Source organism: Bacillus sp. 2175 (assembly GCF_057812155.1).
Genome location: NZ_CM173819.1, coordinates 3,949,950 through 3,973,511, shown reverse-complemented (window position 1 = coordinate 3,973,511; position 23,562 = coordinate 3,949,950). Strand labels below are relative to the sequence as shown.

Annotated in this window: 33 protein-coding genes and 1 pseudogene; 25 read left to right on the top strand and 9 right to left on the bottom strand. The window is 36.1% G+C overall.

The window, feature by feature from the left end; genetic code table 11:
- Window positions 1-26 precede the first annotated feature (26 nt).
- Entirely contained in the window at window positions 27-863 is an 837-nt protein-coding gene (locus tag ACXKY9_RS20525; RefSeq protein WP_000514081.1) for a lipoate--protein ligase family protein, read from the top strand.
- A gap of 28 nt (window positions 864-891) precedes the next feature.
- Here the strand turns inward: ACXKY9_RS20525 and ACXKY9_RS20520 are convergent, their stop codons facing one another.
- From ACXKY9_RS20520 to ACXKY9_RS20505, 4 genes are all read right to left on the bottom strand, one after another.
- Entirely contained in the window at window positions 892-1,734 is an 843-nt protein-coding gene (locus tag ACXKY9_RS20520; protein WP_000111900.1) for a hypothetical protein, read from the bottom strand.
- A 201-nt stretch (window positions 1,735-1,935) separates the two neighbouring features.
- A complete protein-coding gene (locus tag ACXKY9_RS20515; RefSeq protein ID WP_000136527.1) occupies window positions 1,936-2,604 on the bottom strand; it encodes a DUF1048 domain-containing protein in 669 nt (222 codons plus the stop codon).
- A 7-nt stretch (window positions 2,605-2,611) separates the two neighbouring features.
- A complete protein-coding gene (locus ACXKY9_RS20510; protein WP_002101316.1) occupies window positions 2,612-3,298 on the bottom strand; it encodes a DUF1129 family protein in 687 nt (228 codons plus the stop codon).
- A 5-nt stretch (window positions 3,299-3,303) separates the two neighbouring features.
- The gene (locus ACXKY9_RS20505) at window positions 3,304-3,621 is read right to left on the bottom strand and encodes a PadR family transcriptional regulator (RefSeq protein ID WP_000556083.1); all 318 of its coding nucleotides are present in this window, start codon (window positions 3,619-3,621) and stop codon (window positions 3,304-3,306) included.
- Window positions 3,622-3,810: 189 nt separating this feature from the next.
- On the opposite strand from ACXKY9_RS20505, the pseudogene ACXKY9_RS20500 reads away from it, so the two are divergent.
- From ACXKY9_RS20500 to ACXKY9_RS20490, 3 genes and pseudogenes are all read left to right on the top strand, one after another.
- Window positions 3,811-4,055: pseudogene (locus tag ACXKY9_RS20500) on the top strand (spore photoproduct lyase family protein); the annotation flags it as partial.
- A gap of 144 nt (window positions 4,056-4,199) precedes the next feature.
- Window positions 4,200-4,628, top strand: a complete 429-nt coding sequence (gene mntR, locus ACXKY9_RS20495; RefSeq protein WP_001143086.1) for a transcriptional regulator MntR — start codon at window positions 4,200-4,202, stop codon at window positions 4,626-4,628.
- Window positions 4,629-4,682: 54 nt separating this feature from the next.
- The gene (locus ACXKY9_RS20490) at window positions 4,683-5,345 is read left to right on the top strand and encodes an HAD family hydrolase (RefSeq protein WP_021727699.1); all 663 of its coding nucleotides are present in this window, start codon (window positions 4,683-4,685) and stop codon (window positions 5,343-5,345) included.
- On the opposite strand, the gene ACXKY9_RS20485 is transcribed toward ACXKY9_RS20490, so the two are convergent.
- Together ACXKY9_RS20485 and ACXKY9_RS20480 are read right to left on the bottom strand one after the other, a co-directional pair.
- A complete protein-coding gene (locus ACXKY9_RS20485; protein WP_001014463.1) occupies window positions 5,342-5,743 on the bottom strand; it encodes an SA1362 family protein in 402 nt (133 codons plus the stop codon). The genes ACXKY9_RS20490 and ACXKY9_RS20485 overlap by 4 nt on opposite strands.
- A 79-nt stretch (window positions 5,744-5,822) precedes the next feature.
- Window positions 5,823-6,743, bottom strand: a complete 921-nt coding sequence (locus ACXKY9_RS20480; protein WP_000807121.1) for a DUF1385 domain-containing protein — start codon at window positions 6,741-6,743, stop codon at window positions 5,823-5,825.
- Window positions 6,744-6,987: 244 nt separating this feature from the next.
- Between ACXKY9_RS20480 and ACXKY9_RS20475 the strand changes: the two genes are divergently transcribed.
- From ACXKY9_RS20475 to efp, 4 genes are all read left to right on the top strand, one after another.
- Window positions 6,988-7,449 (top strand): YqhR family membrane protein, encoded by a 462-nt coding sequence (locus ACXKY9_RS20475; protein ID WP_000076893.1) that lies wholly within the window; start codon window positions 6,988-6,990, stop codon window positions 7,447-7,449.
- A gap of 79 nt (window positions 7,450-7,528) precedes the next feature.
- A complete protein-coding gene (gene aroQ, locus ACXKY9_RS20470) occupies window positions 7,529-7,969 on the top strand; it encodes a type II 3-dehydroquinate dehydratase (protein WP_000735147.1) in 441 nt (146 codons plus the stop codon).
- Window positions 7,970-7,973: 4 nt separating this feature from the next.
- Entirely contained in the window at window positions 7,974-9,035 is a 1,062-nt protein-coding gene (pepQ, locus tag ACXKY9_RS20465; protein ID WP_000411041.1) for a Xaa-Pro dipeptidase, read from the top strand.
- Between the two features lie 21 nt (window positions 9,036-9,056).
- A complete protein-coding gene (gene efp, locus ACXKY9_RS20460; protein ID WP_000626516.1) occupies window positions 9,057-9,614 on the top strand; it encodes an elongation factor P in 558 nt (185 codons plus the stop codon).
- A gap of 36 nt (window positions 9,615-9,650) precedes the next feature.
- Here the strand turns inward: efp and ACXKY9_RS20455 are convergent, their stop codons facing one another.
- Window positions 9,651-9,971 (bottom strand): hypothetical protein, encoded by a 321-nt coding sequence (locus ACXKY9_RS20455; RefSeq protein WP_000645695.1) that lies wholly within the window; start codon window positions 9,969-9,971, stop codon window positions 9,651-9,653.
- Window positions 9,952-10,530, bottom strand: a complete 579-nt coding sequence (locus tag ACXKY9_RS20450; protein ID WP_001164991.1) for a GNAT family N-acetyltransferase — start codon at window positions 10,528-10,530, stop codon at window positions 9,952-9,954. Before ACXKY9_RS20450 ends, ACXKY9_RS20455 begins: the two co-directional genes overlap by 20 nt.
- A gap of 191 nt (window positions 10,531-10,721) precedes the next feature.
- On the opposite strand from ACXKY9_RS20450, the gene ACXKY9_RS20445 reads away from it, so the two are divergent.
- The 9 genes from ACXKY9_RS20445 to ACXKY9_RS20405 are packed head-to-tail and all read left to right on the top strand — an operon-like array spanning window position 10,722 to window position 16,231.
- Window positions 10,722-11,003 carry a YqhV family protein gene (locus tag ACXKY9_RS20445; protein WP_000816050.1) on the top strand — a complete coding sequence of 94 codons (282 nt, stop codon included), beginning with the start codon at window positions 10,722-10,724 and terminating at the stop codon, window positions 11,001-11,003.
- Window positions 11,004-11,030: 27 nt separating this feature from the next.
- On the top strand, window positions 11,031-11,957 hold the full coding sequence (spoIIIAA, locus tag ACXKY9_RS20440) for a stage III sporulation protein AA (RefSeq protein ID WP_000665905.1): 927 nt from the start codon (window positions 11,031-11,033) through the stop codon (window positions 11,955-11,957).
- On the top strand, window positions 11,951-12,466 hold the full coding sequence (gene spoIIIAB, locus ACXKY9_RS20435) for a stage III sporulation protein SpoIIIAB (RefSeq protein ID WP_000238702.1): 516 nt from the start codon (window positions 11,951-11,953) through the stop codon (window positions 12,464-12,466). Before spoIIIAA ends, spoIIIAB begins: the two co-directional genes overlap by 7 nt.
- Before the next feature lie 14 nt (window positions 12,467-12,480).
- Window positions 12,481-12,684, top strand: a complete 204-nt coding sequence (spoIIIAC, locus tag ACXKY9_RS20430) for a stage III sporulation protein AC (protein ID WP_000020914.1) — start codon at window positions 12,481-12,483, stop codon at window positions 12,682-12,684.
- A 23-nt stretch (window positions 12,685-12,707) separates the two neighbouring features.
- Complete coding sequence (gene spoIIIAD, locus ACXKY9_RS20425; RefSeq protein WP_077393170.1) at window positions 12,708-13,091, top strand: stage III sporulation protein AD; 384 nt, start codon at window positions 12,708-12,710, stop codon at window positions 13,089-13,091.
- A 10-nt stretch (window positions 13,092-13,101) separates the two neighbouring features.
- Window positions 13,102-14,274 carry a stage III sporulation protein AE gene (gene spoIIIAE, locus ACXKY9_RS20420; RefSeq protein WP_000946110.1) on the top strand — a complete coding sequence of 391 codons (1,173 nt, stop codon included), beginning with the start codon at window positions 13,102-13,104 and terminating at the stop codon, window positions 14,272-14,274.
- Window positions 14,275-14,286: 12 nt separating this feature from the next.
- Window positions 14,287-14,919 carry a stage III sporulation protein AF gene (spoIIIAF, locus tag ACXKY9_RS20415; protein WP_001161026.1) on the top strand — a complete coding sequence of 211 codons (633 nt, stop codon included), beginning with the start codon at window positions 14,287-14,289 and terminating at the stop codon, window positions 14,917-14,919.
- Window positions 14,909-15,571, top strand: a complete 663-nt coding sequence (gene spoIIIAG, locus ACXKY9_RS20410; RefSeq protein WP_000368890.1) for a stage III sporulation protein AG — start codon at window positions 14,909-14,911, stop codon at window positions 15,569-15,571. Before spoIIIAF ends, spoIIIAG begins: the two co-directional genes overlap by 11 nt.
- A gap of 15 nt (window positions 15,572-15,586) precedes the next feature.
- Window positions 15,587-16,231, top strand: a complete 645-nt coding sequence (locus tag ACXKY9_RS20405; protein WP_000914710.1) for a SpoIIIAH-like family protein — start codon at window positions 15,587-15,589, stop codon at window positions 16,229-16,231.
- 110 nt (window positions 16,232-16,341) lie between these two features.
- Here ACXKY9_RS20405 and ACXKY9_RS20400 read toward each other — a convergent pair whose 3' ends face one another.
- The gene (locus ACXKY9_RS20400; protein ID WP_002101315.1) at window positions 16,342-16,536 is read right to left on the bottom strand and encodes a hypothetical protein; all 195 of its coding nucleotides are present in this window, start codon (window positions 16,534-16,536) and stop codon (window positions 16,342-16,344) included.
- Window positions 16,537-16,998: 462 nt separating this feature from the next.
- On the opposite strand from ACXKY9_RS20400, the gene accB reads away from it, so the two are divergent.
- The 8 genes from accB (at window position 16,999) to ispA (ending at window position 23,395) form a co-directional block, all read left to right on the top strand.
- On the top strand, window positions 16,999-17,493 hold the full coding sequence (gene accB / locus ACXKY9_RS20395) for an acetyl-CoA carboxylase biotin carboxyl carrier protein (RefSeq protein WP_000472860.1): 495 nt from the start codon (window positions 16,999-17,001) through the stop codon (window positions 17,491-17,493).
- A 16-nt stretch (window positions 17,494-17,509) separates the two neighbouring features.
- A complete protein-coding gene (accC, locus tag ACXKY9_RS20390) occupies window positions 17,510-18,862 on the top strand; it encodes an acetyl-CoA carboxylase biotin carboxylase subunit (RefSeq protein ID WP_000592870.1) in 1,353 nt (450 codons plus the stop codon).
- A 22-nt stretch (window positions 18,863-18,884) separates the two neighbouring features.
- Window positions 18,885-19,277, top strand: a complete 393-nt coding sequence (locus ACXKY9_RS20385; RefSeq protein WP_000807630.1) for an Asp23/Gls24 family envelope stress response protein — start codon at window positions 18,885-18,887, stop codon at window positions 19,275-19,277.
- A 346-nt stretch (window positions 19,278-19,623) separates the two neighbouring features.
- Window positions 19,624-20,016 carry a N utilization substance protein NusB gene (gene nusB / locus ACXKY9_RS20380; protein ID WP_000830247.1) on the top strand — a complete coding sequence of 131 codons (393 nt, stop codon included), beginning with the start codon at window positions 19,624-19,626 and terminating at the stop codon, window positions 20,014-20,016.
- A gap of 23 nt (window positions 20,017-20,039) precedes the next feature.
- Window positions 20,040-20,900 (top strand): bifunctional methylenetetrahydrofolate dehydrogenase/methenyltetrahydrofolate cyclohydrolase FolD, encoded by an 861-nt coding sequence (gene folD, locus ACXKY9_RS20375; RefSeq protein ID WP_000226732.1) that lies wholly within the window; start codon window positions 20,040-20,042, stop codon window positions 20,898-20,900.
- Between the two features lie 26 nt (window positions 20,901-20,926).
- Window positions 20,927-22,285 (top strand): exodeoxyribonuclease VII large subunit, encoded by a 1,359-nt coding sequence (gene xseA / locus ACXKY9_RS20370; RefSeq protein WP_000415249.1) that lies wholly within the window; start codon window positions 20,927-20,929, stop codon window positions 22,283-22,285.
- Window positions 22,275-22,505 carry an exodeoxyribonuclease VII small subunit gene (gene xseB, locus ACXKY9_RS20365; protein ID WP_000428423.1) on the top strand — a complete coding sequence of 77 codons (231 nt, stop codon included), beginning with the start codon at window positions 22,275-22,277 and terminating at the stop codon, window positions 22,503-22,505. Before xseA ends, xseB begins: the two co-directional genes overlap by 11 nt.
- Window positions 22,505-23,395: a (2E,6E)-farnesyl diphosphate synthase gene (gene ispA, locus ACXKY9_RS20360; RefSeq protein WP_000150374.1), complete on the top strand. Its 891-nt coding sequence runs from the start codon at window positions 22,505-22,507 to the stop codon at window positions 23,393-23,395. Before xseB ends, ispA begins: the two co-directional genes overlap by 1 nt.
- Window positions 23,396-23,562: the final 167 nt, after the last annotated feature.

Sequence of the window (23,562 nt, the reverse complement as noted above, 5' to 3'; positions counted from 1 at the left end):
AAATAATTGGTTATATGAGGTGCAGGATGGGAAAAGAAAAATGGTGTTATATTAACTCTGGTCAATGTTCACCGGCATTTAATATGGCGTTAGATGAATGTTTATTAAATTGGCAAAGTGAAAAGAAAATGCCACCAACAATTCGTTTTTATGAATGGGAAGTACCAACATTAACAGTTGGGTATTTTCAACGTGTTGAAAAAGATATTAATATGGATGTAGTTAACGAAAAGAAATATGGATTCGTTCGTCGTCAAACAGGCGGCAGGGGTGTACTACATGACAAAGAGTTAACGTATAGTGTTATTGTGTCTGAAGATCATCCGAATATGCCGAAAACAGTTACAGAAGCGTATCGTGTTATTTCGCAAGGTTTATTAGATGGTTTTAAGGCATTAGGGTTAGAAGCATATTATGCAGTTCCAAAAACAGAAGCAGATCGTGAAAATTTAAAAAATCCACGTTCAGGCGTATGTTTTGATGCACCATCTTGGTATGAAATTGTAGTGGAAGGACGAAAAATTGCTGGTAGTGCTCAAACACGTCAAAAAGGTGTTATTTTACAGCATGGATCGATTCCATTAGAAATTGATTTAGATGAACTATATGATCTATTTTTATTCCCAAATGAACGTGTTAAGGAACGTATGAAGAGTATGTTCTCTTCTAAAGCAGTAGCAATTAATGAATTAACAGACCGTACATTTACGATAGAACAGTTAATTAAAGCGTTTGAAGTTGGCTTTGAAAAAGGATTGGATGTAGAACTTGTTCCATATGAATTAACAGAAGAACAGTTACATGAAGTTCAAACGTTAGCGAAAGAAAAGTATGAAAGTAATGAGTGGAATTATAAAAAATAAGAGGTGGCGATAGCCACCTCTTATTTTTTTATAGTAAATTAAGTACTTTTTCTACTTTGATTCCTTTATCTTGTAAAGAACGAAGGCGACTTACAACGTCCATAATTTCTTTGTCAAATGTAACGCTAATACCTTGGCTTTGTAGTTCTTCTTTTAAGCTTTCAATAGAATCATCTATGTCGATGCCAAGCTCGTAATCTTGACAAACTTCAATTGTCTTTTTCACGAGTTTAACATAATTTTCTTGTAGTTTTGAATTTGTTTCAGTCAAAGCAGGCTGCTTCGGTTTTGCAGGAGCAACCGGTGCTGTCTCTTGCTTTGTAACTGGAGTAGGGACTGCTTTTTTTACAGGCGCTGGAGTAACTAGTTCTACAGCTGCTTCTACGCTTACTGGCTTCGGTGTCGGTACCGGAGTAGGCTTAGGTGCCATAGCAGGTGTTTCCACACGCGTAACAGGCTTAGGAGCAGGCGTAATTGCTTTTGGAGCTTCTACAACTACTTCTTTTTTCGGTGCTGCTTCTACCTGTGTTTCTTCTTGCTCGGCAGCTTCTTTATTTTCTTTACTCCACATAACGCGTTCAATTTCTAGAGAAACATTGTTTTTGTTCATCGCTGTTAATGTAACTTTACCAACTTCAGCGTTTCCAGTGAAATCAACAATTTTATAAATAACACTCTTGTTCCAATCCACGTTTCCGCTCAAAAATAATTCTTCGTTACATTTCGGCGTTAAGCCCTCGATTTTAATTTCTGCGTTTACACCGTTTTCACTATATACCATAATTAGCGAAGCATTTACATCTTCGTCTGCTAACATTAGTTCACGTACCATTTTGCCGGTGCGTACTTGCGTTTTCTTCTTAACTGACATCTAATTTCTCCTCTCAAAAATTCAGTAATAATAAAAAAATCGTATAACGAAAAATAATTGCTCACGAAGATTTATGATACCGATAATAAAAGCATCACGTCAACAATTAACTTTAATTATTTTGCATTTTTCTTATTTTCTTTATGAAATTTTTCAATTTGTAAAATTAGACAGAAGAAAAAACAGCCTTTTGAAGGGCTGTTAAAATTTAGATGTTTTATATAAAAATTTGTACAAAATATAAAAAGAAAGTGTAATAAGAGCACCTTGCAAAATAGACAAGTTATAAAATAAGTATGGTTTTGTTTTGAAAAATACGTTTGCAAAAACTGATAAGACAAAAGGTATAAATACCGATAATAAGAGAAGTGCTTTTTGTTTCCAGGAAACTAATATTGTAAAAGAGAAACGTCTAAATAAAGAAAAAGTTATGAAAGCACCAATTGTTAAAACAATAGCAGATAATATTGTTCCGGGAATACTAAATGGAATTCCTGAAGTGTTTGTATTTGAAAATAGTTTTTGCATAAGAGTAGTGAATGTATCGTATCCAATTTGAACAGCTAATAATAAACTAACTGCAAACCCAATAACGGCAGCTTGTTGGAAAGAATTTTGATGTTCCGAAGAGTTAATTAATTCATCGCAGTAAGCTTTTAAATCCTCTCCGAAAATATCATGCGCAGTTTTACCGTCTTCTTGCGCTTCTAAAAGATGATCCAATATTTCTAAAAGTAATTCTTCCATTTGTTTTTGTGGAACGCTAGTAAGGCGTAAATAAATAAGCATATCACCATAAGCAGCTTCGTTTTCAGGTGTTAATAACTTTCTTTTTTTATTGTTTAACTGAACCATTTCTTTTTCAGTCATGACCTCGTCACTCCTTTTTAAAGTCCAAGTATTCTTTTTTGAAGAAAAGTTTATATAGTACATAGCAAGAGATGGCAAGCAAAGTACCGGTCCAAGGTGAAACTTGTAATGTAGTATAGGGATTTTTTATAAATAAAAAGGAAATACCGATTAATAGCATCCATAGGCTATGACGTATTAAAAAGCTTCCTATATGCCTCCAAATAGTTGTTTTATTTTTAAATAAATCAGTGTTAATAAAATCGAAGACAAAACGTATCATAAGATGTACGGATAATGTAAATACAAGCAGATAAATGAAATCAATGTGTACAAATTTAAAACGTGCTTTATCTGCAAATAAGGGTAATACAAATGCAATTACGGACGAAATAGCAAAGTATATTGCTAGCAGGTAACAAGTTATAAATAAAGGAATTGATAATTGTTCCCATAAACTTTGCTTCGGTAGGGCGGCAATTAACTCGTCACAGTACGCCTGTAAGTCGTCTCCAAAAATATCATAAGCATTTTTTTCTTCTTGCTGGGCTTCAATAAGGTGATCTAGAATTTCAATTAGCAGTTCTTCTGCGTGGTATTCTGGCACTTTAGCTAAGCGGATGTATATTAACATGTCACTATAGGCGATTTCATTTTCTGTAGTTAATAATTTACGCTTTTGGTTATTTAATTCGATTAAATCTTTCGCCTTCATCCCCATCACTCTCCTTGTAATAAATTGTTTACGGTCGTTGAAACCATCCCCCAGCTTTGTTTAAATTCTTCAAGCTGTTCTAATCCTTTATCGGTTACGTGATAATATTTTCGCTTCGGACCGAGTGAGGAAGCTTTTAATGTGCCTTCGATCAATTTTTCTTTTTGCATACGTAATAATAACGGATAGATGCTTCCTTCGCTTACGAATGTAAAGCCATGTTTATTTAATTTTGTGCTCAGTTCATATCCGTACACTTCTTCTTGTGAAATGATGTATAGGATGCAACCTTCTAGTACACCTTTTAACATTTGGCTGTGCATGATTTCACCACCTTTTACTCAGGTAACTTGCGTTGCAAGGTAGCTGTTATCCAAATTATAACCCCCAGTAACTTGCAACGCAAGTTACTGGGGGGAAAACTTTAATGTCCCCCATACTAACGAGAGGGCGAAAAGCATATGAGACCATTTATGCCAAAGCTCGTTTACTTTGAACGAAAGGCACTTGAATATCCACTTGATTTTATAGTTGCGCCAATTTAAATGCATGAAGAATGGGAAGAAGGAACCGTAAACTATTTGAGCGACAAAGATATGACAATACCAAATTTAACGTTTGAATTGATTCAGCATCGTTTTCCAAAACCATCGGAAAATATGTATATAAAAAGGATGATGCAGCAGTATTGGAAGAAACGATAAGAGGTTATATAAATGAGTTTTTTCCTAATGCAGAAATACAATATTTTACTTAAGGGCGGTCTGTATGCAAATACAGATTCTTTTTTGTTTTATATATTTAGGCTCGTTTTCAACTTGTCACGTTATTCTTTCTGGTGTATCATTTTATTGATTGCTTCGTACGGAATAAGCAAAATGAACTTGGATGGAGGAAACCGATGCCTACCCCTAGTATGGAAGATTATATTGAACAAATTTATTTGTTGATTGATGAAAAGGGTTACGCCCGCGTATCTGATATTGCTGAATCGCTTAGTGTACATCCATCCTCTGTAACAAAAATGGTGCAAAAATTAGACAAAGATGAATATCTAATTTATGAAAAATATAGAGGGCTTGTATTAACAACAAAAGGTAAAAAAATCGGAGAACGTCTCGTATATCGTCATGACTTGCTAGAGCAATTTATGCGTATTATCGGTGTGGATGAAAGTAAAATTTACAATGATGTAGAAGGAATTGAACATCATTTAAGTTGGGAAGCAATTGATCGCATTGGTGATTTAGTGGAATACTTTGAACAAGATGCAGTCCGAGTGGAAACACTTCGTGGTGTTCAAAGAGCAAATGAAGAGAAAAGTAATTAAGGGGAACGTATGGCGTTTCCTTTTTTATTTCAATTCGAAAAGGATGGGAGAATTATGAAAGCAATTATTTTTGATTTTGATGGATTAATTGTGGACACAGAAACGATATGGTTTCACTCTTTCAGAGATGCTGTTCGTGAATACGGCGGGGAACTACCTTTAGAGGAATTTGCGAAATGTATTGGAACAACAGATGAGGTACTTTATACATATTTAAATGATCAATTAAAAGAGAAGTTTAACAAAAATGCATTAAAAGAAAAAGTGGCAACTTTACATAAAGAGAAAATGAGAATACCAGAAGCTCGTGACGGGGTAAAAGAATATTTAGAAGAAGCGAAAGAAATGGGATTGAAAATCGCACTGGCTTCTAGTTCGTCTAGAGAATGGGTTATTCATTTTTTAGAAGAGCTACAGATTCGAGAATATTTTGAAGTGATTAAAACGAGAGAAGATGTTGAGAAGGTAAAACCAGATCCAGCTCTTTATCGAGTTGCAATAGAAGAATTAGGAATTAAGCCGTCTGAAGCTGTTGTATTTGAAGATTCATTAAATGGATTGAGAGCAGCAGTTGCAGCGGGATTAACGTGCGTTGTTGTACCTAATGATGTGACACGGAATTTACCATTTGAAAATCATCATCTTCGAATTGAAAGTATGAGAGAGAAAAGTTTAAAAGAAGTGCTTCAAAGTATAAAAAAAGACCGTATTTCCTAAAAGGAAGCACGGTCTTTCTTTTTGCTTTTTTTGCCTTCAATGACAGTTAAATGAGACTGTTTTCTTTTTCGTTTCAAAGTGGAAGAATTCCCTTTTTTACTTTTGTCATTAGAAGTATTTGACTTAAAGAAAGAATTGCCTAGGGGTGCTACATTTTGTTTCCCATGTTTGCGGTTCGATTGTTTTGCCGCACGCTTATATGAGCTTTGTGAATTTGCAGAACCACTGGAATTTGTAAACATCTTGTATAGCAAGTAAAAGATACCAACAACAAGTAACATGTACCCGATATTTCTTAATACACCCATGGGATTTGTAATAACAGATGAAACAAGGCCGAATATTGCCAATCCGATAATAAGCACAAATATAGCGAAAGTAAACGAACGACCGTTCATAAGGGACACCTCCTAAAAACGTATATTAAAATTAGTATATTAACGATGAGGAAAGGAGTTGAACACCATTTTTAAATAATTATTGTTTGTTCTCTAAACGTAATAATTCTTCAAACGATGCAATTGCTACTTCCACTTGATCATCTGTTGGTTCTTTCGTTGTTAATAGTTGTAGCCATAATCCAGGATATCCAAGTACGCGTAATACGGGAATATCTCGTAATCGATTTGTGAATTGTAGTACTTCAAAAGAAATACCAAGTACAACTGGAATTAATAAAATTCGGTTTATAACTCGTGCCCAAAGAGGATCTGTAGGGACTAGGAAATAAACGAACATTCCAATAATGACTGTAAATATAATAAAGCTACTGCCACATCTATAATGGAGACGAGTTTGCTTTTGAACGTTTTCTACAGTCAGAGGAAGGTTATTCTCGTAAGCATTGATTACCTTATGCTCTGCACCGTGATACTGAAATACCCGCTTAATAAGTGGGGTTAAAGAAATAAAGTATATATAGCTCAATAATAGCATGAGCTTAATGACACTTTCGACAATGATTTGCCCAGTATGAGACGGGAAAATCGGTCTTGTTAATTCAGCTAATAGTGCAGGAACTGCTGTGAAAATGACTTTACCGAATATAAAAGATAAAACGCCAACAGCTGCAACTCCTAATACCATCGTTAATTTTGATTGTTCTTCTTTTTTATTTGCAATTTGTTCATCATCTTCTGGGTGGACGTCAAATCGTTCTGAAGCGAAGTTTAAATGCTTTGCTCCATTCGCACTTGCATCCACAATAGCGGCAATCCCTCGTAAAAATGGAATTTTTTTTAGGGTAGATAGTACTTTATTACGAACGCGTGGTAATCGATAAAATTCAATCGATTTATCTTTACGACGAACCGCTGTAACAGTATATTCTCTACCGCCAAACATAACTCCTTCTATGACCGCTTGCCCGCCATATATTTGTTTTGACTCTTCTGCCATGTTAACACCAACCTGTATTTGTTTCTCTCTTATGTAGAAAAAGAGGCAATTGTCATACTGGGTTCTGTCGTTTTGAAATAAGACAATCACCGAGTTTCCTTTATTTTATCGGCAAATACAAGTAGATGACAAGGGAAAATGTTATGAGAGTCGGACATTTCTTATTCTTTTTATAGACAAATTTCGCAGGATTTAAACATGCTTCAAAATAGTTTCGGGCATACTATTGAGCGGAGGTGTCGATGTGAGTCAAGAACAATTAGGAACAAGGAATTTTGTGCAGATTGGTTTGTTTGGTGGAATCTTTTGGGGCGGGGTATGGTATTTCCTTCATATATTTTCATTCACGGAGGCGGGCCCGAATTATTTCCTTTTACCATTTGCGTTTGGAAGTTGGAAAGAGGGTGTATGGGGCAATGTGTTCGGAATAGTGTGTATGGGACTTCTTTCAATTTTGATTGCCTTTTTGTATAAAGCATTTTTTGCAAAGTTTGAAGGGATTATAGCGGGAATTATTTATGGGCTATTTTGGTGGGCACTACTGTTTTTGGGGATGGGTTTAATGGCTCCTGTTATTAAAAGTGCGCTCCATTTACCAAAAGAGACAATTGTGACGACAATATGTATTTTTATATTGTATGGTGTGTTTATAGCATATTCTGTTTCTTACGCAGTAAATAGCAATAAAGCAGAACAAGAAGGGTAAGAGAAGACGAACTATTCAAATAAGTAACTCCTATGTTAAAATATTGTATAGATATTTAATATTAAGGAGTTTTAAGAATATGAAAAAGTTACTCCTCGTAAACGGTCCTAACCTAAATCGCCTCGGTGTTCGTGAGGTAAATGTATATGGAAAGGGCACGCTAACGACACTTGAAGCAGATATGAAGCAAGAAGCAGAAACAATGGGAGTGGAGTTAGAATGTTTCCAATCGAATCATGAAGGTGCCATTATCGACATTATTCATGAAGCGGAAGATATATATGAAGGGATCATTTTAAATCCGGGAGCATTTACGCATTATAGCTATGCGATTCGTGATGCCATTGCGAGCATTTCGATTCCTGTTATTGAAGTACATATTTCTAACATTCATCAGCGTGAATCGTTCCGTCATGAATCTGTGACGGCAGCTGTTTGTGCAGGTCAAATTGTAGGATTTGGTTTTTATGGCTATAAGTTAGCGTTATTTGCATTAATGGAGAAATTGAGGGAGGCATAAAGTAATGGAGAAAATTGAAAGATTACGAAGTGCATTTGATGAGGCTGGTATTGACGGTATTTTGTTAACAAATGAACATAGTCGTAGATATATGGCTAACTTCACAGGAACAGCAGGCGTTGTTCTTATTTCAAAAGATCGTGCTCAATTTATTACAGATTTCCGTTACGTCGAGCAGGCAAGTAAACAAGCGGTTGGATATGAGGTTGTACAGCACGCAGGATTGATCATTGATGAAGTGGCAAAGCAAGTGAAAGAGCTTGGAATTCAAAAGCTTGGTTTTGAGCAAGATACTCTTACATATAGTTCTTATTCAGTGCATAAGGAAGCGATTGATGCTGAATTTATCCCGACTTCTGGACTTGTAGAAAAGTTACGCTTGATAAAGACTGATTCAGAGATTAAGATATTAAAGGAAGCTGCACAGATTGCAGATGCTGCCTTTGAGCATATTCTATCATTCATTCGCCCGGGAGTATCTGAAATTGAAGTGTCAAATGAACTTGAATTTTTCATGAGAAAACAAGGAGCAACATCTTCTTCGTTTGATATTATCGTTGCTTCAGGTCTTCGTTCGGCATTACCGCACGGCGTGGCATCTGAAAAAGTGATAGAAACAGGAGATTTCGTTACATTAGACTTCGGCGCTTATTACAAAGGATATTGCTCTGATATTACTCGTACGATTGCAGTCGGTGAACCATCTGATAAATTAAAAGAAATTTATAATATCGTTTTAGAAGCACAACTACGTGGTGTGAACGGTATTAAAGCTGGTTTAACAGGTCGCGAGGCTGATGCGCTAACGCGTGACTACATAACGGAAAAAGGATATGGTGAATACTTTGGACACTCTACTGGTCATGGAATAGGTCTTGAAATCCATGAAGCACCAGGTTTAGCGTTCCGTTCTCATACAGTACTTGAACCAGGTATGGCTGTAACAGTAGAACCAGGTATATATATTCCAGGTATTGGCGGCGTACGTATTGAAGATGATATCATTGTGACAAGTGAAGGTAATGAAGTAATTACGAAATCACCAAAAGAACTTATTATTTTGTAATACACAGGAGGATTTTTTTACATGATTTCAGTAAACGATTTTCGTACAGGTTTAACAATTTCAGTGGACAATGCCCTTTGGCAAGTACTTGATTTCCAACACGTAAAGCCAGGTAAAGGTGCTGCATTCGTTCGTTCTAAACTACGTAATCTTCGCACAGGTTCTGTTCAAGAGAAAACATTCCGTGCAGGTGAGAAAGTAGAAAAAGCACACATCGAAAACCGTCGTATGCAATACTTATACGCAAGCGGTGAGGCTCACGTATTTATGGATAACGGAACTTATGAGCAAATCGAACTTGGTGAAAAACAAATCGAGCGCGAGCTTAAATTCCTAAAAGAAAACATGGAAGTAGCAATCATGACTTACCAAGGCGAAGTACTTGGTGTTGAACTTCCAAACACAGTTGAATTACAAGTTACAGAAACAGAGCCTGGTATTAAAGGTGATACTGCTTCTAACGTAACAAAACCAGCTACATTAGAAACTGGTCTTGTTGTACAAGTACCAATCTTCATTAACGAAGGCGAAATGCTTATCATCAACACTGGTGAAGGTAAATACGTTTCTCGTGCATAGTAAAAAAGCACTCGTGATAATTCACGAGTGCTTTTTTTATAGGAAATAGGGTAGATAGTAAATAGCTGTTATTATAAAACTGACTAAAACAAGTGAAAGAGTACCCATAATAGATGGAGTCAAAACAATTTGAAATGGTTTTATTTCGCCAGTCTCAACGCCAGTTAATGTTTTACTTATTGCGTGATCTGTAATGTTATTTCTATGGTTACTCATAATAATTAACCACATAATTGCAAATATTGCTAAACTACCAAGGAAAAAGGTCTCTATAAATGACCAACCGACCAATAATGAAAAAAGATAAATAAGAGCTAATTCTACTACAACGGTTAAACTAACTTTCAATGCCTTCATATTTTTCCCCCTCATTCTGTAATTTCAACCAGTTTAAAAAATTTTCACGTGACACGACATGCAGAGAGCAAGGTGACTTTACTTCTTTCTCTAGTGCAGCGTGTTCGTCTGGAAACTTGTTTTCCACATGCAATGAAATATAAGGTAGTTTTTCTTGTGCTTTTAAAGAGCGGATATTATTCGTTTTAGCACCAGCAAATACGTAGGAAAGTTGTAAGTCTAAAAAGGCGATTTTAAAGATTTCTTTTTTAGCAGCCTCGTTATAGCCTTTTCCCCAGTACGGATAGCCGAGCCAACTACCAATGTGAGATTGCTTTTTCTCATTATTAATATGTTTAAGTGTGGTGAGGCCAATTATTTCATTTTCTTCATTCACAATCATTCTCGATAAGGATTTCTTTTGACGCTCTTCTTCTATTGCGAAAAGAAGAAATGTTTTCGTGTCTTCGATATTTTCTACCGTTATCCCCAATGCATTTTTTATATGTGGATCACTTGATAGCTCGAAAATCACATTTGTATAGCATAAATCTAGTGGTAATAAAGTGACGTGCTGCATGGTTTAAACCTCTTTTAAACTAAATGTACCATAATATACCATGAAATAATATGAATATTCAGATTGTAATTCAGACTTTAGAGAAAAATTATGTTTTTACTTCTGAAATAGACAACCTCTGCATATGGTTGTACAAATATATTCTTTTTTAGAATACGAAGTTAGTAACTGTTACGGGAGAAGGTGGAAGAATGAAACAGTGGCTAGCGGCAATGGAAACATCCGTGCTTGTTATGGGGGCACTTCGATTATTTTCAGGTAGTGCGGAGATATTTGCTGCTTTGCTTATGCTTTATGTGAATGATGCGAAGAAAGCGTTGTTTATAAATGGTATGTTGGCGTTTGTTGGACCTACCGTATTAATTTTAACAATGACAATTGGGATAGCGAGTGTAGCAAGTGAAATTTCTTTCTTGAAGCTCTTTTTTCTAGCGCTTGGAATTTGCTGTATTTTTATCGCATTACTGAAATAGTAAGTCGAGTATAGTGGGGAGAAGCCGATGAAAGAGGTATTAGAAGTTTTACCAAAAACGATGAAGTACTTAATTGAAGAATGTAAGCAATACGATGCTTTAGAGGAAATTCGCGTTCGAATTGGAAGGCCGCTAGAGTGTATTGCACACGGAAAGGTGTTTTTTTATGACTATATCACTACTGCAGAGGATGCTATTTACTTATTGAATAAGTTAAGTCAATTCTCAATTTATACGATGGAAGAGGAATTAAAACGTGGGTATGTGACGCTTCGCGGAGGGCATAGAATCGGGTTAGCAGGAAAAGTCATTACAGAAAAAAGCGCAGTGAAAATGATTCGTGATGTCTCTTCCTTTAATATTCGTATTGCTCGTCAAAAAATAGGGATTGCTGAACCGCTTTTGCCATATTTGTATGAAAAAAGGTGGTTAAACACGATGGTAATTGGCCCTCCCCAAACGGGAAAAACGACACTCTTAAGAGATGTAGCACGTTGCATGAGTCAAGGGGTAAGTGCTTCGGAAATTCCTTCCTGTAAAGTGGGGATCGTTGATGAACGGTCAGAAATTGCTGGTTGTGTGAAAGGGATCCCGCAATATGATTTTGGTACCCGAGTCGATGTGTTAGACGCATGTCCAAAGGCAGAAGGAATGATGATGATGATTCGTTCTATGAGTCCTGATATTTTGATCGTAGATGAAATTGGCCGTAAAGAAGATAGTGAAGCAATTATGGAGGCAGTGCATGCAGGTGTCCAGCTTTTTATAAGCGCACACGGATTTTCCTATGAGGATGTTGTGAGACGTCCATCGCTCAAGGCAGTGCTAGAGCTTGGTATATTTGATAGGTTTGTGGAGTTGTCAAAAGCGAGGGGTCCAGGAACGGTTATGCAGGTGAAAGATAAATATGGAAAACCAGTGTTATCAAATAGAAAGGCTGAGGGCGTATGGTGAAAATATTTGGTGCAGTGTTAATCGTTGCGGTCAGCACCTTTTTCGGGTTTTCGTACGCTAAAAGATACAGTGAGAGACCGAGGCAACTTAGGTTATTAAAATCAGCACTTCAATCATTAGAGGCAGAAATTATGTATGGACACACACCTTTATCTGAGGCTGCCGAGCGATTAGTTAAACAAATGCCAAAGCCATTAAATTGGATATTTCAAAGTTTCGCTAAAAAACTAGAAAGTGGAGAACAAACAGTAAGGGAAGCTTGGATAGATAGTTTGAAAGAGAATTGGAAGTTGACGGCTTTTCAACAAACCGAGTATGAAATACTGCAGCAATTTGGTGAAACGCTCGGGCAACATGATCGTGAATCACAACAAAAACATATTCGCTTATGTATTACACATTTGGAGAGAGAAGAAGAGGAAGCGAAAGCTTTACAACTGCAATACGAAAAAATGATTAAGAGCTTAGGGGTACTAGCAGGGCTACTTATTGTAATTTTACTGCTATAGGGGGGAGAAAGGCGATGTCCATTGATGTTGGATTAATATTTCAAATCGCCGGAATCGGCATTGTTTTAGCTTTCATTCATACTGTACTAAAAGAATTGAAGCGTGAGGATATTGCAAATTGGGTTATCCTTGTCGGTTTTGTCGTCATTTTATTTCATGTTGCATTTTTAATTAATACGCTATTCGACAAGATTAAAAGTGTCTTTCTCTTCCAGTAAAGGAGGCGGTTCGAATCGAAATTATACAAATTGTCGGATTAGGCCTCGTTGCTACGTTTTTAGCTGCTGTTTTGAACCAGCATAAATCTAGTATTACATCTTTATTTATTGTGTTCGTAGGTAGCGTGATGTTTCTTATTTTAATCGATCAAATTCATTCTATTTTACAAATGATTGAGAGAGTAGCGAGTGAAGCGAAAGTTAGCAACGTCTACGTGGAAACGTTACTAAAAATTATTGGAATTGCTTATATTGCCGAGTTTGGAGCTCAAATTACAAAAGATGCTGGTCAAGGTGCCATCGCTTCGAAAATTGAACTTGCTGGGAAAATCTTAATTCTCGTTATGGCAATTCCTATTTTGACGGTTGTAATTGAAACTATTCTCGGATTTTTACCGACGGGATAAGGGGGAGTGAATGTTGAGGAGGTTTGGAGCTAAGCTGCTATTTGCTTGCTTCCTTTTCTTTTCTTTACCGGTTGTTGTACAAGCTTCTCCTGTAGAAACAAACGTCGTTGATCAACAATTGGATAAGCTCGGAATTGAAGATGTGAAGCAATTTTGGGACGGGCTTGTTACAAAATATGGTGGCTATTTGCCAGAGAGTCAAAAAGGGAGTTTTATGGAGTTTGTAAAGGGAGAAAAAGAATTCTCTCTAAAAGAGTGGATGATAGGGTTATTAAAATATTTATTTCATGAGCTTGCAGCTAATGGAAAACTGCTTGGCACACTCATTATGCTCACAATCTTTAGTGCATTGTTGCAATCACTGCAATCCGCTTTTTCAAAAAGTAGTGTAAGTAAAATTGCTGATGCTGTTGTATATATGGTACTTATTATTTTTGCTTTAAATAGTTTTTATGTCGTTATGACATATGCAAGAGAAACGATACAAACAATGGTAGATTTCATATTAGCGCTATTGCCAATTTTATTGGCGCTTATAGCGACTGGTGGCGGGGTTGTATCTGTATCTTTCTTTCATCCGATTATCATTTTCTTAATGAATACAAGCGGGCTTCTTATGAATTATATCGTTCTACCGCTTTTATTACTGGCAACGATATTAAGTATTGTAAGTACAATGAGTGATCAATATAAAGTTACAAAATTGTCCAAGCTTCTGCAAAACGTTAGCGTTGGGATTATCGGTATCTTCTTAACGATTTTTTTAGGGGTATTATCTGTACAAGGAACAGCGACAGCCGTTGCTGATGGCATAGCTGTGAAAACTGCTAAATTTGTAACAGGAAACTTCATTCCAGTAGTTGGAAGGATGTTTACGGAAGCGGCAGATACTGTTATTAGCGCATCAGGATTATTGAAAAACACAGTCGGAATTATTGGGCTCGTCATTTTATGCTTAATTGTTGCTTTTCCTGCGATTCAAATTTTCTGTATTGCATTTATTTATAAATTCGCAGCAGCAGTATTACAACCGGTTGGCGGCGGAGCAATTATTCAATGTTTAGACATTATTGGAAGAAGCATCATTTACGTATTTGCTTGCTTAGCTATCGTATCATTTATGTTCTTTTTAAGTATTACAATTATTATTGCTGCGGGGAATATTACACTTATGATGCGGTAGGAGGTGAAGAGTATGCAATTTGTTACAGAGTGGATCAGAAATATTATCGTTTTTTTGCTCTTAGCGACAATGATTCATCTTATTCTTCCAAATTCGAATTTGCAAAAATACGTTAAATTTGTTGTAAGTCTTTTGTTAGTCGTATTAATTTTAACACCCCTTTTTAAACTATTGCAGACAGATGTAAATGAAGTAATTGCAAATTTTAATGAAGAAAAGTACGTAGCAGAAGGATCTGTAAAAAATTCAATAGATTCGAAGAAAAAAGAAATACAAGCTCTAACACGTGCATATAGTTTAGAAGAGATGGCTACCAAAATGAAAAAAGAAGTAGGAAAAGAGTTTGAGAAAAAGTATGGTATGGCTGTCTCTGAAATACAAATAGTCGCAGCAGAAAATATAGAAGAAGTAAAGTCAGCGAAAGATATTCAATCTGTTGTTGTGACGTTGAAAGAAAAAGAACGTAGTAAAAATGATGCAATCGAAACAGTAAAGCCAATTGAAATTAACACGAAAGAGCCTCCAAAAAAAGTGGAAGAAACGAATGTAGAAATGAAAGATTTCTTTTCAAGCAGGTGGCAACTAGAGGGTAAACAAATCCAAGTTCAAATGGAAGGGAGGACAGGTAGAGTAAATGGACAATAAAGATAAAAATTCGAAGTTCTCATTTTTTCGAAACTTATTGAATGGGGATCAAAAAGAAAGCAACGAGAAGGGTAAAAAGGTAACACCTAAGTTTTTACTTGTCCTACTCATACTTGGAATTTTGCTTATGTTTTCTAGTAGTCTCTTTTCAAGTAAAAAAGAAGAAGTACCTGTATTTAAAGAACAAAAAACTCAAAACCAAGAAAAAGACGTACCAACTTTCGGACAAAAAAGTAATGATAGTATGTCAAATGTAGAAAAATATGAAAAAGCGTATGAACAAGAATTAAAAACTGCTTTAGAAGAAATAGCAGGAGTAAAAGACGTAACGATTAAAGTGAATTTAGATTCATCTGAAGAAAAAATTTTAGAAAAAAATACAGTGAAACGCTCACAAACAACAGGTGAAACAGATAAAACAGGCGGTAAGAGAGAAGTAGAGGACGAGTCTCTTGATGAAAAGACTGTCATTATACGTGAAGGGGATAAAGAAACTCCTGTTGTTTTACGAACAGAGAAGCCGAAAGTACGTGGTGTTCTTGTCGTAGCAAAGGGAGTGGATAATATACAAGTTAAAGCAATGGTAAAAGAAGCTGTGATAAGGCTGCTAGATGTACCGGCCCATCGCGTTTCAGTTTCACCGAAAAATTGATAGGGAGGAAATAAAGTGTTAAAAAAACAAACAGTTTGGTTATTAACGATGTTAAGTTTAGTTGTTGTACTATCTGTGTATTACGTGACAACTCCTGACAAAATGAATACAGCATCGCCAGCAACAGGTGAAAAGATTGGACAAGAAAAACAAGGTACTGATAAAGCAGTAACAAACGAAGCGCCTAAAGAAACTCCGAAAAAAGAAAATACAAGCAAAGAAACAACGAATAAAGAAACAGACAAAAAAGAAAATGCAAAAAAAGAAACAAGTAAAAAAGAGGGCAATGTATCAGTTCAATCAAGTGATGAGAATTTCACAGCTTTACGTATGCAAATGGAAGATCAGCGTAGTGAACAAAAAGCAAAATTACAAGAAGTGATGAGTTCAACAAAAGCTTCAGCAACAGAAAAGAATAAAGCGAAAGAAAATTTTGATGCCATTACGACAATGGAAACGAAGCAAGAATTACTTGAGACAGTAATTAAATCTCAAGGAGGATATCCAGATGCTCTTGTAAGAGCTGATGGTACTGATATTAGAGTAACGGTTAAAGCGGCAAAACATTCACAGAAAGAAGCAAATAAAATTATTCAACTTGTAAGAAGTGAAGGCGGATCAAAAGATGTAGGTGTGAAATTTGATCCACCAGCGAAATAAGTGAAACTTTAATCCGTAGGGATTTCCCTACGGATTATTATCTTTTACTAAGCAAAGGGTATGCAAATAGTAAAAAGAGTATGTAAGTACGTGTGAATAGAAAAAAGCTATCATTTTCGATAGCTTTTTTCTATTGCGTCTTTGTAATTATTTTTACTATGTTCAGCTCGGAATGGAGAAACACGTTGTGAGTAAAAGATTAATGGTTCATGGTACTGATGATTACTTTTTCCGGATTTGACGTGGATGCAAAGAACGCATGCCCAAACGATTACAGCAGGTAAAAAGAGAATGAGCCATATCATATTTCCACACCTCGACACAATATATTTTCTACACTTTGAACATACTATTCTTATATGAAGGAATGATGAACGGTGTGTAAACAAAAAAAAAATATTTGGTAAAAATATGTTATTGACTATAGGTGTGGTGAAGAGGGAATGGCATGTTTGCTGTGTAACGTTTTGAAAAAGTAGTGAATGTTTTTTAAGAAGTGGTCTTGCCAATTTCGTGTGAAACTTGGTATTATTACTAGGTATTAAATTTTTATTGGAATAATATTTTTACAGGAGTTTCGATTTATTATAAAGAAATATAAATTGGAATGTTTAAAAAATTTATCGTAAGATGGAAATAGTAAATATTTCTATTAGTTAATGAAATATATTTTCTAATAGAATACATCGTATTTTTACAGTCAATCTAGTTTTCGTGACGAGAATCTGTAAAAACGGGACAAACAAGAGTATGGGAGTGGATTTTACATGTTTAAAATTCAAGAAGTTCGCGAATTAATTAAATTAATTGATAGCTCTAATATTGATGAATTTGAATACAAAAAAGACGGTACAACAATCAAAATGAAAAAGCGTGGTAATGAAGTTGTTGCTGTGCAAGCACCTGCAGCAAAACAAGCTATGCAACCAGTAGCGCCTGTTGAAGTTGAAACGAAAGTAGCAGCAGCACAAGCAGAAGCGCCAAAACAAGAAGAGAAGAAGGCTGTTCAAAATGAAAACCTACATAAAATCACATCACCGATGGTAGGTACATTCTATTCTTCTTCTTCTTCTTCGCCTGATACACCTCCATATGTAAGTGTTGGGGATAGAGTATCGAAAGATTCTATCGTGTGTATTGTCGAGGCTATGAAGTTATTTAACGAAATTGATGCTGATGTAGAGGGCGAAATTGTTGAAATTCTTGTTAATAACGGACAGCTTGTTGAGTATGGACAACCGCTATTTCTTGTAAAAGCGTAATAAGGGAGTCTTTGTGATGATAAAAAAAGTATTAATAGCCAATCGTGGGGAAATTGCTGTACGAATTATTCGTGCTTGTAAAGAAATGGATATTGAAACAGTTGCAATTTATTCAGAAGCAGATAAAGAGTCACTTCACGTACAGATTGCAGACGAGGCGTATTGTGTAGGACCAACGATTTCGAAAGAAAGCTATTTAAATTTGACGAACATTATTAGCGTTGCGAAGTTAACAGGCTGCGATGCTATTCATCCGGGATACGGATTTTTAGCAGAGAATGCAGATTTCGCAGAATTATGCCGTGAATGTAACTTGATTTTTATCGGTCCAAGTCCAGAAGCTATTTCAAAGATGGGCACAAAAGACGTTGCTCGTGATACAATGAAAGAAGCAGGGGTTCCGATTGTACCAGGTTCACAAGGGATTATTAAAAATACCGAAGAAGCGATCGAGCTTGCTAATCAAATTGGATATCCAGTTATTATTAAAGCGACTGCAGGTGGCGGCGGAAAAGGTATTCGTGTTGCACGCCATGAAGAAGAGCTTATAAAAGGAATTCAAATTACACAGCAAGAAGCTAGTACCGCTTTTGGGAACCCTGGTGTATACTTAGAAAAGTACGTTGAAGATTTCCGCCATGTTGAGATTCAAATAATGGCAGATACACACGGAAATGCCATTCATTTAGGAGAGCGTGATTGTACAATTCAGCGCCGTTTGCAAAAACTACTAGAAGAAAGTCCATCACCTGCACTTGATGAAGATATTCGCAAGCAGATGGGTGAAGCGGCAGTTAAAGCGGCGGTAGCGGTTGATTATACAGGTGCTGGTACGGTTGAGTTTATTTATGAATATAAAACGAAAACCTTTTATTTCATGGAGATGAATACGAGAATTCAGGTTGAGCATCCGGTTACTGAAATGGTAACGGGAATGGACTTAATTAAAGAGCAAATTCTTGTTGCTTCAGGAGAAAAGTTATCGTTACAGCAAGAAGAAGTACAATTTAATGGTTGGGCAATTGAATGTCGAATTAATGCGGAAAACCCTGCCAAAAAATTTATGCCATCTCCAGGTAAAGTAGAAATGTACTTACCACCAGGAGGATTTGGTATTCGCGTCGATTCAGCTGTATATCCGGGATATTCAATCCCACCTTTCTATGATTCGATGGTTGCTAAATTAATTGTTCACGGAAAAACACGTGAAGAGGCAATTGCAAAAATGAAGCGCGCACTTAGTGAATTTGTCATTGAAGGCGTACATACAACAATCCCGTTCCATTTGCAATTGCTAGATCATCCTGATTTTGTAAAAGGTGAGTTTAATACGAAATTTTTGGAAGAGCATGAACTTGTGACGCAGTGATACATTAAAGGAGGTTTTTTTCATGGCTGAACATATGTTAGATATGGGTCAAGATACAACTCTTGGTAAAGTAGAAATTGCACCAGAAGTAATTGAAGTAATTGCAGGTATTGCAGCTGCTGAAGTAGAAGGTGTAGCGGCAATGCGCGGTAATTTTGCTACAGATGTTGTTGAGAAGTTAGGTAAGAAAAATCATGGTAAAGGTGTAAAGGTTGAATTAGCAAACGAAGATATTATCGTTGACCTTTATGTTGTAATGTATTTTGGTGTAGCAATTCCAGTTGTTGCACAAAAGATTCAAGACAATATTCGCCAAGCACTCTTTACAATGACAGGACTTGAGCCAAAAGAAGTGAATGTTCACATCGTTGGCGTAACATTCGAAACACAAAAAACAGAAATCGAACCAGTGTAAGAATGAAAAGGTGCCTAGTAACATAGGCATCTTTTTTATCGTTTCATTTCTTCACAAATTACAACCCTCTAATTATTATACTATTTCAAAAAATAAGAAATAAACAAGGAAATGTGTCGTTTTTCCAAAAAACGTACATTGTGATAAGATATGGAACTTGAAGTTAATCTTTTTATTATTTTTCAGCCTTGTAACCCGTGTGTGAAACGATAAATTGTGTTATTATCATTGTATTATAAGGTTGGAAAATCAATGAAAACTGTAAGAGTAAGTGAATTGACGGCTTATAAATTATAATAATATAACAAAGTATAAGGAAAGACTTGAAGCATAAAGGAGAGTTACAATGAAACGTAGGACGGCTAGAGAAAGAGCAATGCAAGCATTATACCAAATGGATATTACAGGTGAATTAGAACCGAAAGTAGCAGTGGAAAACACGCTGGATGAAGGCGAAGAAACAAATGAGTTTCTAGAGTCACTTGTAGTAGGTTTTGTAGAAAATAAAGAAGCAATCGATGAAGCGATTCGTCAAAACTTAAAAAAGTGGAAGCTTGAGCGTATTAGTATTGTTGATCGCAGTATTTTACGTGTAGCTGTGTATGAAATGAAGTACATGGAAGAAATTCCACACAACGTAACAATTAACGAAGCAATTGAAATTGCAAAAACATTTGGGGATGAGGAATCTCGTCGTTTTATTAACGGCGTTTTATCTAATATAAAAGATACACTGTAAATTCTTTAAGGGGGAATCTTAAAATGGTAGCAGTAATCATCAAAGGAAATGAAGTTGCGGAGAAAAAACGAGCACAATTAACAGAAGAAGTTGTGAAGTTGAAAGAGCAAGGTATTGTACCAGGATTAGCAGTTATTTTAGTTGGAGAAGATCCAGCATCTCGTTCTTATGTGAAAGGAAAAGAAAAAGGCTGTGAACAAGTAGGGATTTACTCAGAGCTAATTGAACTTCCTGAAACAATTACTGAGGAACGTTTGCTTGCTGAAATCGATCGCTTAAATGGAGATGACCGTATTAATGGCATATTAGTGCAATTACCTTTACCAAAACATATTGAAGAAAAAGCTATCATTGAAAGAATTTCACCAGAAAAGGATGTAGACGGATTTCACCCAATCAGCGTGGGACGTATGATGACGGGACAAGATACATTCCTTCCATGTACACCGCATGGTATTGTAGAATTAGTAAAAGAAACAAATCTTGATATTTCTGGAAAACATGTAGTAGTAATTGGAAGAAGTAATATTGTCGGTAAACCAGTGGGACAATTGTTTTTAAATGAAAATGCCACTGTAACATATTGTCATTCTAAGACGCAAAATATGAAAGAGTTATCGAAGTTAGCTGATATTTTAATCGTAGCTGTTGGACGACCTAAAATGATAACAGCGGATTATATTAAAGAAGGAGCGGTTGTAATTGACGTTGGTGTTAACCGTTTAGAAACAGGAAAACTTTGTGGTGATGTTGACTTTGACAACGTGTTAGATGTTGCGGGTTACATTACACCTGTGCCAAAGGGTGTTGGTCCAATGACAATCACAATGCTTCTTCATAATACTGTTGAATCTGCCAAACGTGCAGGTGTCGTTTGTAAATAATTTGAGTCGGCTATGAGGAGAGAGAAATGGAGAAGCAATATTTAACCGTTACAGCGTTAACACGCTATATAAAAACAAAAATAGAATATGATCCGCATTTGCAGTCTGTTTGGTTAAAAGGTGAAATTTCCAACTTTAAAAATCATAGCCGTGGCCACATGTATTTTACATTGAAAGATGAAAATGCAAGAATCGCAGCGGTTATGTTTGCGGGCCATAATCGTAATATTAAATTCAAACCTGAAAATGGGATGAAGGTACTCGTGAAAGGGAAAATCTCTGTTTACGAGGCGAGTGGTTCTTATCAAATTTATATTCAAGACATGCAGCCTGACGGAGTCGGGAATTTACATTTAGCGTACGAACAGTTAAAAGTTCGTTTAGAAGAAGAAGGACTTTTTTCTCAAGTTTATAAAAAAGCGATTCCTCCTTACGCTAAAACAATAGGTGTGATTACGTCGCCAACAGGAGCAGCGATTCGTGATATTATAACAACGATTAAACGTCGTTATCCAATTGGGAATGTTATTGTATTTCCGGTACTTGTACAAGGGGAGTCAGCGGCTCCCTCGATTGTACAAGCGATTCGTACAGCGAATGAAATGGGAGAGATAGATGTACTAATCGTTGGTCGTGGTGGAGGTTCTATTGAGGAATTATGGGCTTTCAATGAGGAAATGGTTGCAAGAGCAATCTTTAAGAGTGAAATTCCTATTATTTCGGCAGTAGGCCATGAAACGGATTTTACAATCGCAGATTTTGTTGCAGATTTACGCGCGCCAACACCGACTGCAGCAGCTGAGCTGGCAGCACCTAACATTATAGAGTTACAAGAAAAGGTATTACAAAGAACTCTGAGATTGCAAAGAGCAATGAGAGAGTTAGTACATAAAAAAGAAGAAAAACTACAAGTGTTGCAAAAATCGTATGCGTTCCGTTATCCAAGACAAGTATATGAGCAAAAGGAAGAGCAATTAGATAGAGCGCTAGAACAGCTTGTTTTAGCGAAAGAGCGCTATATTGATAAAAAGGTGAATCAGTTAAAGCAACTTTCATTTTATTTAGAGAAGCACCACCCATCTCAAAAAATTATGCAAACGAAGGTAGCTGTTGAAACGTTGCAAAAGCAATTACAACGTGAAATGCAAACGTTACTTCAAACGAAAGAATTTGCCTTTGTAAGAGCTGCTCAAAAACTTGAAGCGTTAAGTCCGCTTAAAGTAATGATGAGAGGGTACGGGCTTGTATATGATGAAGAGAAGCAAGTGTTAAAAAGTGTGAAAGATGTAAGCCTTGGAGATGCTGTTTCAGTTCAATTACAAGATGGAATACTAGATTGTAGCGTATCAGGCATAGAGGAGCGTGAATTGAATAATGGAAAATAAATTAAGCTTTGAAGAGGCAATTTCGCAACTTGAGCATCTTGTTTCTAAGCTAGAACAAGGTGACGTACCTTTAGAAGAAGCGATTTCTTATTTTAAAGAAGGTATGGAATTATCTAAGCTTTGTGATGAGAAGCTGAAGAATGTACAAGAACAAATGGCAGTTATTCTTGGGGAAGATGGAGAGCTTGAACCGTTTACTGCTTTAGGAGATGAAGCATAGTGACGATTGCTTTTGATACTTTTTTGAAAGAAAGTAAAACTTTCGTAGAAGAAAAACTTGTAAGCTATGCAAATGAATTACAATGTCCAAATGTACTTCGTGAAGCGATGGCATATTCTTTGGAAGCGGGTGGAAAACGTCTCCGCCCGTTACTTTTGTTTGCAACATTACAAGCGTTTGGGAAAGAAAGAAATCTTGGAGTAGGTGCAGCTTGTGCTCTTGAAATGATTCATACATATTCATTAGTTCATGATGATTTACCTTGTATGGATGATGATGATTTAAGAAGAGGAAAGCCCACAAATCACAAAGTATTTGGTGAAGCGATGGCAGTTTTAGCAGGAGATGGCTTATTGACGTATGCTTTTCAAGTTATTATGGCATATGAGCAAAAAGAAATTTCTGCCGAAAAAAAAGTAAGACTTGTACTTGAACTTGCAAAAGCAGCAGGACCAGAAGGAATGGTTGGCGGACAAGTGGCAGATATGGAAGCTGAAGGGAAACGCCTTACGATTGATGAATTGGAGTACATCCATAAACATAAGACCGGAAAACTGCTTGAATTTGCTGTACTTGCGGGTGCGATACTTTCTGATGCGACAGAAGAGCAAGAAGAAAAGTTGCTTACGTTTGCCAAATATATCGGTCTAGCTTTCCAAATTCGAGATGATATTTTAGATGTCGAAGGAACTGAAGAAGAGATTGGAAAACCGATTGGTAGCGATCTTTCTAATGAAAAGAGCACATATACAACGTTGTTTACTGTAGATAGAGCAAAGGATATTTTAGAAGAAACAATTGCAGAAGCAAAAGGTGCGATTAGTTCCTTGCAATTACAAGATGAATATTTACTATCTATTTGTGATTTGATTGCAAAACGTAATAACTAATATAACAGCGTTTTCATTTGTTGAGTCATTCATCATTTTATGATATAAATGTAGGAAAAGGTTTTTCTTTTCTTGTTATTGGCAAAAATATATGTAGATTACATTGCCGTTATCACTTCGTGTTAGCGGCTATTTTTTTCATCGCCTAAAGAAATATGGTTTATAAT